The 14,629-nt window shown below is 55.8% G+C and carries 13 protein-coding genes; 5 read left to right on the plus strand and 8 right to left on the minus strand.

The genetic code is table 11. From position 1 onward, the window contains the following. Positions 1–212 precede the first annotated feature (212 nt). The 4 genes from lolC to cobB all read left to right on the plus strand — a co-directional run bounded on the left by lolC (position 213) and on the right by cobB (position 4,281). Positions 213–1,412, plus strand: coding sequence for a lipoprotein-releasing ABC transporter permease subunit LolC (gene lolC, locus NR302_RS07780; protein WP_258144940.1), 1,200 nt, complete (start codon positions 213–215; stop codon positions 1,410–1,412). Continuing rightward, the gene (lolD, locus tag NR302_RS07785) at positions 1,405–2,106 is read left to right on the plus strand and encodes a lipoprotein-releasing ABC transporter ATP-binding protein LolD (protein WP_008103026.1); all 702 of its coding nucleotides are present in this window, start codon (positions 1,405–1,407) and stop codon (positions 2,104–2,106) included. Before lolC ends, lolD begins: the two co-directional genes overlap by 8 nt. Then, positions 2,106–3,350 carry a lipoprotein-releasing ABC transporter permease subunit LolE gene (gene lolE / locus NR302_RS07790; protein ID WP_008103023.1) on the plus strand — a complete coding sequence of 415 codons (1,245 nt, stop codon included), beginning with the start codon at positions 2,106–2,108 and terminating at the stop codon, positions 3,348–3,350. The genes lolD and lolE overlap by 1 nt, the downstream gene beginning before the upstream one ends. A 97-nt stretch (positions 3,351–3,447) precedes the next feature. Next, positions 3,448–4,281 (plus strand): Sir2 family NAD+-dependent deacetylase, encoded by an 834-nt coding sequence (cobB, locus tag NR302_RS07795; protein WP_258144941.1) that lies wholly within the window; start codon positions 3,448–3,450, stop codon positions 4,279–4,281. Positions 4,282–4,353: 72 nt separating this feature from the next. On the opposite strand, the gene potD is transcribed toward cobB, so the two are convergent. Genes potD through potA form a run of 4 tightly spaced genes read right to left on the minus strand, consistent with a single transcriptional unit; the run spans position 4,354 to position 8,134 of the window. Further along, on the minus strand, positions 4,354–5,397 hold the full coding sequence (gene potD, locus NR302_RS07800) for a spermidine/putrescine ABC transporter substrate-binding protein PotD (RefSeq protein ID WP_258144942.1): 1,044 nt from the start codon (positions 5,395–5,397) through the stop codon (positions 4,354–4,356). A gap of 10 nt (positions 5,398–5,407) precedes the next feature. After that, positions 5,408–6,181 carry a spermidine/putrescine ABC transporter permease PotC gene (gene potC, locus NR302_RS07805; RefSeq protein WP_154152656.1) on the minus strand — a complete coding sequence of 258 codons (774 nt, stop codon included), beginning with the start codon at positions 6,179–6,181 and terminating at the stop codon, positions 5,408–5,410. Then, positions 6,178–7,038, minus strand: coding sequence for a spermidine/putrescine ABC transporter permease PotB (gene potB / locus NR302_RS07810; RefSeq protein ID WP_258144943.1), 861 nt, complete (start codon positions 7,036–7,038; stop codon positions 6,178–6,180). Before potB ends, potC begins: the two co-directional genes overlap by 4 nt. Continuing rightward, positions 7,022–8,134: a spermidine/putrescine ABC transporter ATP-binding protein PotA gene (potA, locus tag NR302_RS07815; RefSeq protein ID WP_258144944.1), complete on the minus strand. Its 1,113-nt coding sequence runs from the start codon at positions 8,132–8,134 to the stop codon at positions 7,022–7,024. Before potA ends, potB begins: the two co-directional genes overlap by 17 nt. A gap of 299 nt (positions 8,135–8,433) precedes the next feature. On the opposite strand from potA, the gene pepT reads away from it, so the two are divergent. Further along, positions 8,434–9,660 carry a peptidase T gene (pepT, locus tag NR302_RS07820; protein ID WP_258144945.1) on the plus strand — a complete coding sequence of 409 codons (1,227 nt, stop codon included), beginning with the start codon at positions 8,434–8,436 and terminating at the stop codon, positions 9,658–9,660. A gap of 74 nt (positions 9,661–9,734) precedes the next feature. On the opposite strand, the gene NR302_RS07825 is transcribed toward pepT, so the two are convergent. From NR302_RS07825 to purB, 4 genes are all read right to left on the minus strand, one after another. Further along, positions 9,735–10,856, minus strand: coding sequence for a cupin domain-containing protein (locus tag NR302_RS07825; RefSeq protein WP_008103010.1), 1,122 nt, complete (start codon positions 10,854–10,856; stop codon positions 9,735–9,737). Between the two features lie 57 nt (positions 10,857–10,913). Beyond that, a complete protein-coding gene (gene phoQ, locus NR302_RS07830; RefSeq protein WP_008103008.1) occupies positions 10,914–12,374 on the minus strand; it encodes a two-component system sensor histidine kinase PhoQ in 1,461 nt (486 codons plus the stop codon). Positions 12,375–12,377: 3 nt separating this feature from the next. Then, complete coding sequence (phoP, locus tag NR302_RS07835; protein ID WP_008103006.1) at positions 12,378–13,046, minus strand: two-component system response regulator PhoP; 669 nt, start codon at positions 13,044–13,046, stop codon at positions 12,378–12,380. 183 nt (positions 13,047–13,229) lie between these two features. Continuing rightward, a complete protein-coding gene (gene purB / locus NR302_RS07840) occupies positions 13,230–14,600 on the minus strand; it encodes an adenylosuccinate lyase (RefSeq protein ID WP_154194716.1) in 1,371 nt (456 codons plus the stop codon). Positions 14,601–14,629: the final 29 nt, after the last annotated feature.

Consider the following 14,629-nt stretch of genomic DNA (forward strand, 5'->3'; position numbering starts at 1 on the left):
CTACGGTAATTCACCTTTAAGTCTACGCCAGCCTATGACTAATAAACGTACAAATAACATCATTAATTTGTCGCAATTTTATGCATAAGCGTTGGCTGGTACGGTTTTTGACACAACTTTGCCGCAGACTCAGAGGGTTAGAGGTTTCATAAAGGGGACGCCTCCTTTATCATCCCACTACTTATTTTCAGGCAACTGCCAAGACGGATCTCATGTATCAACCAGTCGCGTTATTCATCGGTTTGCGCTACATGCGTGGACGTGCCTCAGACCGCTTTGGTCGCTTCGTCTCCTGGCTCTCTACTATCGGCATCACGCTCGGCGTGCTGGCGCTGGTCACCGTGTTATCGGTGATGAACGGCTTCGAGCGCGAGCTGGAAGGCAATATCCTCGGCCTGATGCCGCAGGCGCTGATCACCAGCGACAAGGGCAGCATCAATCCGAAGGAATTGCCAGCTGAGGATCTCAAACTGCAAGGTGTCAAGCGCATCGCTCCGCTCACTACCGCCGATGTGGTGCTGCAAAGCGCGCGTAATGTCTCGGTCGGCGTAATGCTCGGTATCAATCCTGACGAACAGGATCCGCTGACACCGTTCCTCGTCAACACCCAACAAAGCGTGCTGCAAGCGGGCCAGTACAACGTCATCCTCGGTGAGCAACTGGCTGCACAGCTGGGCGTGAAGCGTGGCGATCAGCTGCGTTTGATGGTGCCGTCGGTCAGCCAGTTCACGCCGGTGGGGCGTTTGCCGAGCCAGCGTATTTTCACCGTGGCCGGCACCTATGCCGCCAACAGCGAAGTGGATGGCTATCAGATTCTGGTCAATCAGCAGGATGCTTCACGCGTGATGCGCTATCCGCTCGGCAACATCACCGGCTGGCGTTTGTGGCTGGATAAGCCGTTGAGCGTTGATGCGCTCAGCCAGCAGAAACTGCCGGATGGCCTGACGTGGAAAGACTGGCGCGAACGCAAAGGCGATCTGTTCCAGGCGGTGCGCATGGAGAAAAATATGATGGGGCTGCTGCTGAGCCTGATCATCGCGGTGGCGGCCTTTAATATCATTACCTCGCTCGGCCTGCTGATCATGGAGAAGCAGGGCGAAGTGGCGATCCTGCAAACGCTGGGTTTGACCCGCCGCCAGATTGTCGCGGTGTTTATGGTGCAGGGCGCTAGCGCCGGCATTATTGGCGCGCTGCTGGGCACCGTGCTTGGCGTGCTGCTTGCCAGCCAACTGAATAATTTGATGCCGGTAATTGGCCTGTTCCTCGATGGCGCGGCGCTGCCGGTCGACATCAACGTATTGCAGGTGATCACCATCGCGCTGGTCTCAATGGCCGTCGCGCTGCTCTCTACTCTTTATCCGTCGTGGCGCGCTGCCGCCGTCCAACCCGCTGAGGCTTTACGTTATGAGTAATACTCCTTTGTTGCAGTGTCGTGACCTGTGCAAACGCTATCAGGAAGGCAGCGTGCAGACCGATGTGCTGCGCAATGTGGCTTTCAGCCTGCAGCCGGGTGAACTGACGGCAATTGTCGGCAGTTCCGGTTCGGGTAAAAGTACCTTGCTGCATCTGCTCGGCGGCCTGGATGCGCCTACCTCGGGCGATGTGATTTTTGATGGTAAATCGCTAAACGCGATGTCGTCCGCCGCGAAAGCCGAGTTGCGTAACCGCGAACTCGGCTTTATCTATCAGTTCCACCATTTGCTGCCGGACTTTAGCGCGCTGGAGAATGTGGCGATGCCACTGCTGATTGGCAAAATCGGCAAAGCGGAAGCGGAGTCACGCGCGCGTGAAATGCTGGCGGCGGTAGGACTGGAAAAACGTGCTGCGCATCGGCCTTCTGAGCTGTCGGGCGGTGAACGTCAGCGTGTGGCGATTGCCCGCGCGCTGGTGAATCGTCCGCGCCTGGTGATGGCGGATGAACCCACCGGTAACCTCGATGCGCGCAACGCCGATGCAATTTTCGAACTGCTGGGCGAGCTGAACGTCAAGCAGGGCACCGCTTTCCTGGTGGTGACGCACGATTTGCAGCTGGCCAAACGCCTGAGCCGGCAGATGGAGATGCGCGACGGTGAGCTGAGCGACCAACTGACGCTGGGAGTGATCTGATGGCTTCGTCATTATCCCTGCTGCTCGGGCTGCGTTTTAGCCGCGGTCGGCGGCGTGGTGGCATGGTCTCGCTGATCTCCATCATCTCCACCATCGGCATCGCGCTTGGCGTGGCGGTGCTGATCATCGGTCTGAGCGCCATGAACGGCTTTGAGCGTGAGCTTAACAACCGCATTCTGGCGGTGGTTCCGCACGGTGAAATCGAGCCGGTGAATCAGCCGTTCCGCAACTGGCAACCGATGATCGCGCCGATTGAGCAGGTTGCTGGCATTGCCGCTGCCGCGCCCTACATCAACTTCACCGGGCTGATTGAGAGCGGCGCGAAGCTGCAAGCGCTGCAGGTGAAAGGTGTCGATCCGCAGCAGGAAGCGCGTCTTAGCGCCTTGCCGAGCTTTGTTGCCGGTGATGCGTGGTCACAGTTCGCGGCCGGGAAACAGCAGATCATTCTGGGTGGCGGCATCGCCAAATCGCTCAACGTTAAACAGGGCGACTGGATCACCATCATGATCCCGAATAACGATGGCGAGAATAAGCTGTTGCAGCCGAAACGTATTCGTCTGCAGGTCAGCGGCGTGCTGCAACTGAGCGGCATGCTCGATCACAGCCTGGCGCTGGTGCCGCTGGCCGATGCGCAGAAGTATCTGGATATGGGCGACAGCGTCAGCGGTATTGCGCTGAAGATGAATGACCCGTTCCAGGCGCAGAAGCTGGTACGAGACGCCGGTGAAGTGACGCACTCTTACGTCTATATCAAGAGCTGGATTGGCACTTACGGCTACATGTACCGTGACATCCAGATGATTCGCGCCATTATGTATTTAGCCATGGTGCTGGTGATTGGCGTGGCCTGCTTCAACATCGTTTCGACGCTGGTGATGGCGGTGAAAGACAAGAGCAGCGACATCGCGGTGCTGCGTACGCTGGGCGCCAAAGATGGTTTGATTCGCGCCATCTTTATCTGGTATGGCTTGCTGGCGGGCCTGCTTGGCAGCGTCAGCGGCGTGGTGGTCGGCGTGCTGGTGGCGCTCAATCTCACGCCGGTAATGCGCGTGTTTGAGCACCTGACCGGGCATCAGTTGCTGGCGGGCGATATTTACTTTATCGATTTCCTGCCGTCCGAACTGCACTGGATTGATGTGATTTCGGTGCTGGGCACCGCGATTGTCCTGAGCCTGATTGCCAGCTGGTATCCGGCACGTCGCGCCAGCCGTATCGATCCGGCCCGCGTGCTTAGCGGTCAGTAAAGATAAAACGCAGCCGCCGTGCGGCTGCTATTATCGGGCAGATTAGCCCGAAAAATACCCGACGCGCGGCGATAAACGCCGCAGATAAGGAGCTTTTATGCGCATACCGCGCCGCCGCCTACGACTCGCCCGCGACAAAAAAAACCGCCGCAAGGTGCATCAGCGCTTTCGCCAGCGCATCTTCGAGCGCGATCGCAAAGCTGAACTGGCCGCGCATCCGCAACCGCGCGTGGTGGTGCTGACCGGCGCGGGTATCTCCGCTGAGTCGGGTATTCGCACGTTCCGCGCCGCCGATGGCTTGTGGGAAGAGCACCGTGTGGAAGATGTCGCTACGCCGGAAGGTTTTCAACGCAATCCGGCGCTGGTGCAGGCGTTTTACAATGCGCGCCGCCAGCAGCTACAGCAGTCCGAAATTCAGCCCAACGCGGCGCACAAAGCGCTGGCGGAACTGGAGCAGGTGCTGGGCGATAACTTCCTGCTGGTGACGCAGAATATCGATAACCTGCACGAACGCGCCGGCAGCCAGCGCGTGCTGCATATGCATGGTGAATTGCTGAAGGTGCGCTGCGTCAGCAGTGGACAAGTGCTGGACTGGACGGAAGATTTAACCCCGGACGATCGCTGCACCTGCTGCCAGTTCCCGGCCATGCTGCGCCCGCACATCGTGTGGTTTGGTGAAATGCCGCTGGGAATGGAGGAGATTTATCAGGCGATTGAGCAGGCGAATCTGTTTATCGCCATTGGCACCTCGGGCCACGTATATCCCGCTGCTGGCTTTGTCCACGAGGCGAAACTGCAGGGCGCACATACCGTGGAGCTGAACCTGGAACCGAGCCAGGTCGGCAATGAGTTTGCCGAGAGTCATTACGGCTTAGCAAGCGAAGTGGTGCCAGAGTTTGTGCATACGTTTTTGCGTGGGTTGTATAAGTAGCGATTGTCGTAGGGTGCGCATTTATGCGCACCTGGCATGCCAGGTCGCCATGAATGGCGACCCTACGAAAGATTAACGTCCCGCCTTCAGCTTCTGGAACAGCGTCTCATACTGCACGCTGGCTTCACCGACATCGTTCTGCCATTCGCCGTTTTTAATCACATCCTCAGCAGGATAAAGCGAAGGATCGTTGGCCACTTCCTGTGGCAATAACTTCTTCGCCGCCAGGTTTGGTGTGGGATAACCAATGGTTTCCGCCACCTGCGCCGCCACATCCGGACGCAGCAGGAAGTTAATCAGCTTCAGCGCGCCTTCACGGTTTTTGGCGTTGGCGGGAATCGCCAGGTTATCCATCCAGAAAATCCCGCCTTCCTGCGGCCAGATAATCTGTAGCGGCGTACCCGCCTGGCGCGCAACGTAGGCGGAACCGTTCCAGATCATGCCAACGTTCACTTCGCCTTCCATAAACGGGTTGCCCGGATTATCGGAGTTAAACGCCAGCACATTCGGCATCAGCTTTTTCAGCTCTTCATAAGCGGCTTCGATCTGTTTGGGATCGCGGGTGTTGCCCGAATAGCCCAGCTTGCGCAGCGCCATCTGGAACACTTCACGCGCGTCGTCGGTCAGCAGCAGGCTCTGCTTATACTCTGGCTTCCACAAATCAGCCCAGCGGGTAATGCTTTTGGCATCTACTTCGTCGGTGTTGATGCCAATGGCAGTGGCGCCCCAGATATACGGGATCGAGTAATCGTTATTAGGATCAAACGGCTTATTCAGCAGGTTAGGATCGAGATTTTTGAAGTTGCTGAGCTGGGATTTATCGATCTTTTGCAGCATGCCTTCATTACGCATCTTGGCGACGAAGTAGGTTGAAGGCACCACCAAATCGTAAGCGCCATCTTTCCAGGTCTTCAGCTTGGCATACATGCTTTCATTGGATTCGTAGGTGGAGTAAATCACCTTGATGCCAGTCTCTTTAGTGAACTGCTCCAGCAGTCCCGGCGGCACGTATTCGGTCCAGTTATAGAAGTAGAGCGTTTTGCCGGCATCCGCCTGCGCGCTCTGCATGCCCAATGCCAGCGCCCCAGCCGCCAGCCAATGAGACCAATTTTTCATCGATTATCCTCTATTTGGTTTTATCACGGAGCAACAGCTGACTGAGCGCCACCAACAGCAGCGACAGCAGCAGCAAAATTGTCGCCAGCGCGTTCACTTCCGGTGACACGCCAACTTTAACCATCGAGTAGATTTTTAACGGCAAAATTTCGAAGCTTGGGCCGGTGACGAACGACGATACCACGACATCGTCCATCGACAGCGTAAAGCTGAGCAGCCAACCCGCTGCGACCGCCGGTAGCGCCAGCGGCAGCAGAATTTTGCGCAAAATGGTGACTTCGCTGGCACCAAGATCTTTGGCGGCTTCCAGCATGCGCACATCAAACCCTTTCAGGCGCGAATAGACGGTGATCACCACAAACGGCAGGCAGAAGGTGATGTGCGAGAACAGCAGCGACCAGAAGCCAAGCGAAATGCCCAGCAGCATAAACAGCACCAGCAGCGAAATCGCCATCACGATATCCGGCGACATCATCACCACGAACAGCATGCCGCTGACGAACGGTTTACCACGGAAGCGATAGCGATAGAGCGCGACGGCGGTCAGCGAGCCGATAATTGTGGCGCAGCTGGCGGAGAGCACACCCATCAGCAATGAATGCTGTGCCGCCTGAATCAGGCTGTCGTTGTTCATCAGCAGGCGATACCACTGCGTGCTGAAGCCCTGCCAGTTAATGCCGAAACGCGAACTGTTGAAGGAGTTGACGATCAGAATGATGATCGGGATATAAAACCAGGCGTAAATCACGGCCATGAAGCCGCCACGTAACCAGCGCGCCATCATTGCAGTTCCACCTTGCTGTTCAGCATACGCGCTGCGCGCCAGTAAGCCAGCAGCATCAGCCCCATCAGCAGCGTCATCACAATGCTGGTGGCGGCACCGAATGGCCAGTCGCGGATATTCAGGAACTGGCTCTTGATCACGTTGCCAATCAACAGATTTTTCGCGCCGCCCAGCAAATCCGCCACAAAGAACAAGCCCATCGCCGGGATAAACACCAGCAGGCAACCGGCGACAATGCCTGGCATGGTCAGCGGCAGAATGATGCGTAAGAAGGTTTTCACTTTACTGGCGCCGAGATCGCGCGCCGCTTCGAGGCAGGATTTATCCAGCTTTTCCAGGCTGGAGTAGAGCGGCAGCACCATAAACGGCAGCAGAATGTAGATCAGTCCCAGAATCACCGCTTCCGAGGTGTACATGATGCGAAACGGTTTATCGATCACCCCGAGCCACAGCAAAAATTCATTCAGCCAACCGCGTGTGCTGAGGAAGATTTTCAGGCCATAGATGCGGATCAGCGAGTTGGTCCAGAACGGCACAATCAGCAGGAACAGCATCAGCGGACGCAGGCGCGCCGGCAGTTTCGTCAGACACCAGGCAAACGGATAACCCAGCAACAGGCAGCACAGCGTGGCGATAAACGCCATATTCAGCGAGTGCAGCAGCACATCGGCGTAAAGTGGATCCAGCAGTCGCGTGTAGTTATCAAGGGTGAAGGCCATACTGACAAAATGCGCATCATCGCGCGTCAGGAAGCTGGTGGCGAAGATCATCAGGTTAGGCAGCAGCACAAACAGCGTTAGCCAGCTGACGATCAGCGCGACAATCACTTTCTGCAGACGGTTACGCATCAACTTCATACGGCAGCACCACCTCCCAGTTTGGCACCCAGCTGACCGCCATTTTCTGGTTCAGCGAGTGATCAAAATCGGGATCGTCTTCGTTGAAGAACTCGCTCACCGTCAGCAGCTTGCCGTTCTCCAGCTCCACGGTGGATTCCAGCGTCATGCCTTTATAATTGCGCTCGCGCACGTAGCCGATCAGGTTGTCGCTGCGGCTGTCGTGATCAATCTCTTCGACGCGCAGATCTTCCGGGCGCAGTAGCACGTGCAGCTTATCGCCCGCGCTGACCGGGAAATCACACTGCAGCTCACATTCACGCCCTTCCACGCGCGCGCGGATAGTGGGTGCATGCTCGCTGTTCAGCACCTCGGCATCGAACACGTTTATTTCGCCGATAAAGCGCGCGACAAACAGGTTGGCGGGCTCTTCGTAAATCTCGCGCGGCGTGCCGTCCTGTTCGATGCGACCATCGCGCATCACCACGATACGATCGGACATGGTCAGCGCTTCTTCCTGATCGTGGGTGACGAAGACAAAGGTGATGCCGAGCTTACGCTGCAGCGCTTTGAGCTCGTTTTGCATCTGACGGCGCAGCTTATAATCCAGCGCTGACAGCGACTCATCCAACAGCAGCACTTTCGGGCGATTGACCACCGCGCGCGCAATCGCCACGCGCTGCTGCTGACCGCCAGAAAGCTGATGCGGACGGCGATCGGCAAAACTCTCCAGCTGCACCATCGCCAGCGCATCGTTAACGCGCGTGGTGATCTCGGCCGCTGGGGTTTTCTGCATGCGCAGACCAAAGGCGACGTTCTCAAACACCGACATGTGCGGGAACAGCGCGTAGCTCTGAAACACGGTGTTGATGTTGCGATGCTCGGCGGGCAGATCGGTGATGTCATTATCATCAAGAATGATGTGACCGCGATCGGCATCTTCCAGCCCGGCAATCAGTCGCAATATGGTGGTTTTTCCGCAGCCGGAAGGGCCAAGCAGCGTGATGAACTCGCCGTGACGGATGGTCAGGTCGAAGTCAGAGATGATGCTTTTGCCATCGAAAGCTTTACTGATGCCAGAAAGCGTAACCAGCGCAGGGGCGCGTGTTTGCGTCATTTTAGTCACTCAGTCTGATGGTGAATCAGGTTACAGCATAGCCGCTGGTGGCCGCTTGCTGTGATGAAGGGCGCGATGATACCGCAAAAATGTGTCAATGCCATGTTTTGCCACGGATTTACCTTGAAAACTCTGAAAAATGCCGGAGTATGCGTAACGGATAAGTCGGACAGGTGAGCGTGAGCTAATTTTCAGCGCAATTCACGTTGAGAGAGCTAACCTGAAGGATAATGATTTGACGCAACATGGTGTCGTTAGACCACCATGATAATGACGCAGGTTCTTTAGAGGGATGACAGATGGATCAATTACTTGAGCGTTTTCTCAGTTATGTCGCAGTAGAAACTCAGTCAAAACCTCAGGCACGGCAGGTGCCAAGCAGCGAAGGGCAGTGGACGCTGGCGCGTCAATTACAGGAAGAACTCATCGCGCTGGGCTTTGTTGATGTCTCTCTGAGCGATCATTGCTGTGTGATGGGCACCTTGCCGGCTAACGTCGATTGGGCCACGCCGGTGATCGGCTTTATTTCGCATATGGATACCTCACCGGATTTCACCGCTAAAAACGTCAATCCGCAGATTATTGAAAACTACCGCGGTGGCGATATCGCGCTCGGCAACGGCGATGAAATCTTGTCGCCGGTGATGTTCCCGATCCTGCATAAGCTGATCGGCCATACGCTGATCACCACCGATGGCAAAACCCTGCTCGGCGCAGATGACAAAGCCGGTATCGCCGAGATCATGACCGCGATGGCGCGTCTGGCAAAAAGTGATACGCCACACGGCGCGATTCGCGTGGCCTTTACGCCGGATGAAGAGATTGGTCGCGGCGCATCTCACTTCGACGTTGAAGGTTTTGCCGCCGATTGGGCGTATACCGTGGATGGCAGCGATCTCGGCGAGTTTGAGTTCGAGAACTTCAACGCCGCCACCGCAATGGTCAAAATCACAGGCAACAACGTGCATCCGGGCAGCGCCAAAAATGTGATGGTCAATGCTCTGGATCTGGCGATGCGCTTCCACGCGGAATTGCCTGCCAAAGAGAAGCCGCAGTTCACCGAAGGCTACGAAGGCTTCTTCCATCTGCACACCATCAAAGGCACGGTTGAGCATGCCGAGCTGATGTATTTGATCCGTGATTTTGATGCCGACAACTATGAACAGCGTAAACAGCTGCTGGAAGAGATTGGCCAGCGCGTCAGCAAAGGGCTGCAAAGCGAGTGTTCGGTGAAAGTTGAAATCAGCGATAGCTATCGCAACATGCGCGAGAAGGTTGAACCGCATCCGCACATTATTGAGTTAGCGCTGCAGGCGATGCGCGATTGTGGCATTGAACCGAACGTCAAACCAATTCGCGGCGGCACCGACGGCTCAGCGTTGTCGTGGAAAGGATTGCCGTGCCCGAACCTGTTTACCGGCGGCTACAACTATCACGGCAAGCACGAGTTCGCCTCACTTAATGTGATGGCGCAGTCAGTGGATGTGATTGTGCGTTTGGCTGAGCTGGCGGGACAGAAAAAGTAACAGTATCCAGGTGCGCATAAATGCGCACCCTACAACGTCGTACGGTCGCCATTCATGGCGACCGTAACGCCAGCTTACTCGCCGAAAAACCAATATCCGCTATTCACCAACGCCGCCAGCTGCGCCAGCAGTGAAGGATCATCCAGCGCATCGCCGAAATCTTCCAGCGTCAGCACATGATTGTGCGCCAATGCCGCCAGCACATGCGGATGGCTGCTGGTGATCGATTCCCCGTTCACGAACACCACATCGCCGATGGTCAATACGCGCAGGCCGCCGAGACGGGTCAGCGCATCGCCTTGCTGCAATGCATCGTAAATCTCATCCGGCTGATACGGCGGCTCCGGCGGCGCGACGTCCAGTTCGTGACGTGACTGAGAAATAAACTCGCCAAACCACTGATTAAACTGCTCTGGCTGGTTAATTACATCCATCATCACTTTGCGGATACCTTCCAGTTCAGACGGCAGGATCTGCGATGGGCATTCACGCGATGGCACATCAGGATCGCTGTAGCGATAGCTGCCCAATTCGTTGGCCAGCATGTGATCGGCAAAACCGCTGATCAGCTCGCGACCGTTCGGTGCGCGGAAACCAACCGAATAGTTGATGGCGTTTTCCAGCGAATAGCCTTCATGCGGGAATCCAGGCGGAATATAGAGAATATCGCCGGGCTCCATCTCTTCATCGATGATGGCGTCGAACGGCTCAACCTGCAGCAGATCCGGATGCGGGCAGTGCTGTTTCAACGGCACTTTTTCACCCACGCGCCAGCGACGACGGCCAGTGCCTTGAATGATAAACACATCGTACTGATCGAAATGCGGGCCCACGCCGCCACCCGGCACGGCAAAAGAGATCATCAGATCGTCAACGCGCCAGTCGGGCAGGAAACGGAATGGGCGCATCAGCGCGGCAGAAGGTTCATGCCAATGGTTGACCGCCTGCACCAGCAGCGACCAGTTGCTCTCACCGAGATGATCGTAGCTTTCAAACGGTCCGTGACTGACTTGCCATTTGCCTTCGTTATGGCTGACAAGGCGGCTATCCACCTCATTTTCCATTGCCAGACCAGCCAGCTCGTCAGGAGAAATAGGATCGACGAAGTTTTTAAATCCACGTTTAAGCACCACCGGGCGTTTCTGCCAGTAGCGCTGAATAAAGTCGGGCCAGTTGATATCGAGCTGATAGTCCATATGGGGAGTCCGTTTGCTGCAAAGAATGATGGCAAGTATAACAGCCCGCGTCCCTTTCTACTCGCGGTGATGCTCGACTTCCTGGCGCTGGAAAATCACTTCCATGCGCGCGCCACCGAGTGGGCTGGTGGTGGCAATCACCTGACCGGCGTACTGTTCGAGGATATCGCGCACCACGGCTAACCCTAATCCCTGACCGGGACGCAAGGTGTCGGCGCGTTGACCGCGCACGAAGATCAAATCGCGTTTGCTTTCCGGAATGCCGGGGCCGTCATCATCAATAAACAGATGCAAAGTGTTGTCGGTTTGGCGCGCGGTGACTTCAATAAATTCGAGGCAATATTTGCAGGCGTTATCGAGTACGTTGCCCAGCACTTCCATAAAGTCATTTTTATCGCCGATAAAGGTCAGTTCCGGCGAGATATCCAGCGTGATCGCCACGCCTTTACGTTGATAGACCTTATTCAATGCCGAACAGAGGCTATCGAGCAGCGCCGACACCGAATGCAAATCGCGCTGCAGAGGATTGTGATCGGCCTGCATACTAGCGCGATGGAGGTAATAACCAATCTGCTGTGAGATGCGGCTGATCTGCTCAAGCATCACCGGTTCGGCCTGCTCAATGGTTAACTCTTTACCATTGCGTAACGATCGCAGCGTACTTTGCAGCACCGCCAGCGGAGTTTTCAGGCTGTGGGTGACATCCGAAAGTGTGGTGCGATAGCGCGTGTAGCGCTGGCGTTCATTGGTTAGCAGCAGGTTAAGATTGCGCACCAGGCTGCGTAGCTCCTGCGGCGGATTGTCATCGAGATTCTCGCGCTGGCCGGTTTCCAGCTCGCGCACTTGCGAAGTGAGATCGCCAATCGGCCGCAAACTCCAGTGTGCCGCCAGCCACAGCAGCGGAATCACCAGTAATAGATTCGCCGCCAGCACATAGCTGAACCACGACCACACTACATCGGAATGCTGCAACTCTTGCGGAATCGAATCGACCACCACAATGGTTAACGCCGGTAAGTTGGTGGTGGCATCGTAGCGATTGACGGCGACCGAGTGAGTGAAGGTGTCATTGCTGTCGCTATCCAGCGCGTGCAGTCGCTCTTTCGCCTGCGGGTTATTGCCCATCGCCGCCATGCTGGTGCGATTGCTGGTGTCGATTTCGTAGAAGTCGGGCTTGAGCAGCCATTCACGACGAATCTTTTTGCGGATATCCGGCACGTCGCGCTGCTGCCACAGCAGTTTCCCGTGTTCATCGTAGATAAAGACCAGCGTGGGGAAATTGAGCGTCATGCGCTCGGGCTGACCAATGGTGAGCTGATTGTCGTGCCATTGCGCCAGCGTGAAGAACAGATTGCTCTCGCCGCGCATCACGCGATAGGTATTTTTATCGAAGCTGACAACGTAGCCGACCACGGCGACCATGCCGTAGGAGAGCGACAAAAACAGTACGATCGCGGCCGTCGCCAACAGGAAACGGGCGCGAAGTGAGAAGGGGCGTAAGCGTTGTAACCACGTCATAAATCAGAGATCAAAGCGATATCCCTGGCCGCGCACGGTGTTGATCACTTCGGTCGGATAGAGTGACAGAATTTTTTTGCGCAGACGACCCATCAGCACGTCAATGGTGTGGCTTTCGCGCAGTTCGGCGTCGGGATAGAGCTGCAGCATCAGTGAATCTTTGCTTACCACTTTACCGGCGTTGCGAATCAGAGTTTCGACGATGGTGTACTCGAAGGCGGTGAGTTTTACCGGTTCGTCTTGCACCGTCAGTTCACGGCGAGAGAGATCGACCTGGAACGGTGGCATAGAGATAATTTGCGATGCATGACCGCTGTTGCGACGCATCAGCGCCTGCAAGCGTGCAGCCACTTCTTCAATGTGGAACGGCTTGGTCACGTAGTCGTCGGCACCGGCTTCCAGCGCTTCTACTTTAGCCTGCCAGCCTTCGCGAGCGGTTAATACCAGAATCGGTTGGCGAACGGCATCGGTGCGCCAGCGGCGAATCAGCGACATGCCATCTTCGTCCGGCAAACCAAGATCGACCAGCGCGATGTCGGGGATATGTTCTTGCAGGAAATAATCCGCTTCTTTGGCATCTTCTGCAGCATCGACCTGATGGCCCATGTCACGCAGCTGCACGGCGAGGTGATGGCGCAGCAGCGCATTATCTTCCACAACCAGTACACGCATAGTATTTCCTTAGCTTCGAACGTAGTGATGATGGAATGAGTATATGCGAAGGCAGCTAAACCGCAGATTAACACCGGGCAATGTTGGAAGACATCAGGTCGCCATAAATGGCGACCCTACAGCGCGGATGTCGTAGGGTGCGCATTAATGCGCACCCAAATAAAACACACCTGTTGCTGACGACTATTTTAAATCATCAACCATCTGAATCGCACGGCCAAGGTAGTTGGCTGGCGTCATCTGCTTCAGGCGCACTTTCTCCTCTTCCGGCAGCTCGAGGCTATCGATAAAGGTCTGCATGCCGGCGGCATCAACGCGTTTACCGCGCGTCAGCTCTTTCAGCTTCTCGTACGGTTTTTCAATACCGTAACGACGCATCACGGTTTGGATCGGCTCAGCCAGCACTTCCCAGTTGTGGTCCAGTTCGTCCAGCAGACGATCGCGGTTCACTTCCAGCTTAGAGATGCCTTTCAGCGTGGCCTGATAGGCGATCAGCGCATAACCGATACCCACGCCAAGGTTACGCAGCACGGTGGAGTCGGTCAGATCGCGCTGCCAGCGTGAAACTGGCAGTTTGCTCGCCAGATGCTGCATCATCGCGTTAGCCAGTCCGAGGTTGCCTTCGGAGTTTTCGAAGTCAATCGGGTTTACTTTGTGCGGCATAGTAGACGAACCGATTTCACCGGCGATGGTTTTCTGCTTGAAGTGATTGAGTGCGACGTAGCCCCAGATATCACGATCAAAGTCGATCAGAATGGTGTTGAAACGCGCGATGCAATCAAACAGCTCAGCGATGTAATCGTGTGGCTCGATCTGCGTGGTGTACGGGTTCCAGGTGATGCCCAGCGAGGTGACAAATTGCTCGCTCAGCTGGTGCCAGTCCACTTCCGGATAAGCCGAGATGTGGGCGTTGTAGTTGCCGACCGCGCCGTTGATTTTACCCAGCACTTCAATCTTGCTCAGCTGACGCAACTGGCGCTCCAGACGATACGCCACGTTCGCCATCTCTTTACCCATGGTCGATGGCGTTGCTGGCTGGCCGTGGGTGCGCGACAGCAGCGGAATGTCACGGTATTCGTGCGCCAGACCTTTAACTGCATCGATCAGTTTGTTCCAGAACGGCACGATCACATCACGACGTGCGGTTTCGAGCATCAGCGCGTGCGACAGGTTATTGATATCTTCGGAGGTACAGGCGAAGTGGATGAATTCAGACACCGCATGCAGCGCAGGGATATCGGCCACTTTCTCTTTCAGGAAATATTCCACGGCTTTGACGTCGTGGTTGGTGGTGCGCTCGATGGTTTTGATACGCGCCGCGTCGTCTTCGCTGAAATTGGCGACAATGGCATCAAGGAAAGCGTTTGCGTCGGCATCAAATGCAGGAACTTCCTTGATCTCTACAGTCGTAGCCAGTTTTTGTAACCAGCGAACCTCAACCTCAACGCGGAATTTCAGCAAACCGAACTCACTGAAAATGGCGCGCAGTGGGCTGACTTTATCGCCGTAACGACCATCGACAGGTGAAACGGCGGTCAGAGAGGATAATTCCATCAGTGCAACTCCTGAATCGTTTAACAATT

This window comes from Pantoea sp. SOD02 (assembly GCF_024707505.1).
GTDB classification, from domain to species: domain Bacteria; phylum Pseudomonadota; class Gammaproteobacteria; order Enterobacterales; family Enterobacteriaceae; genus Pantoea; species Pantoea symbiotica.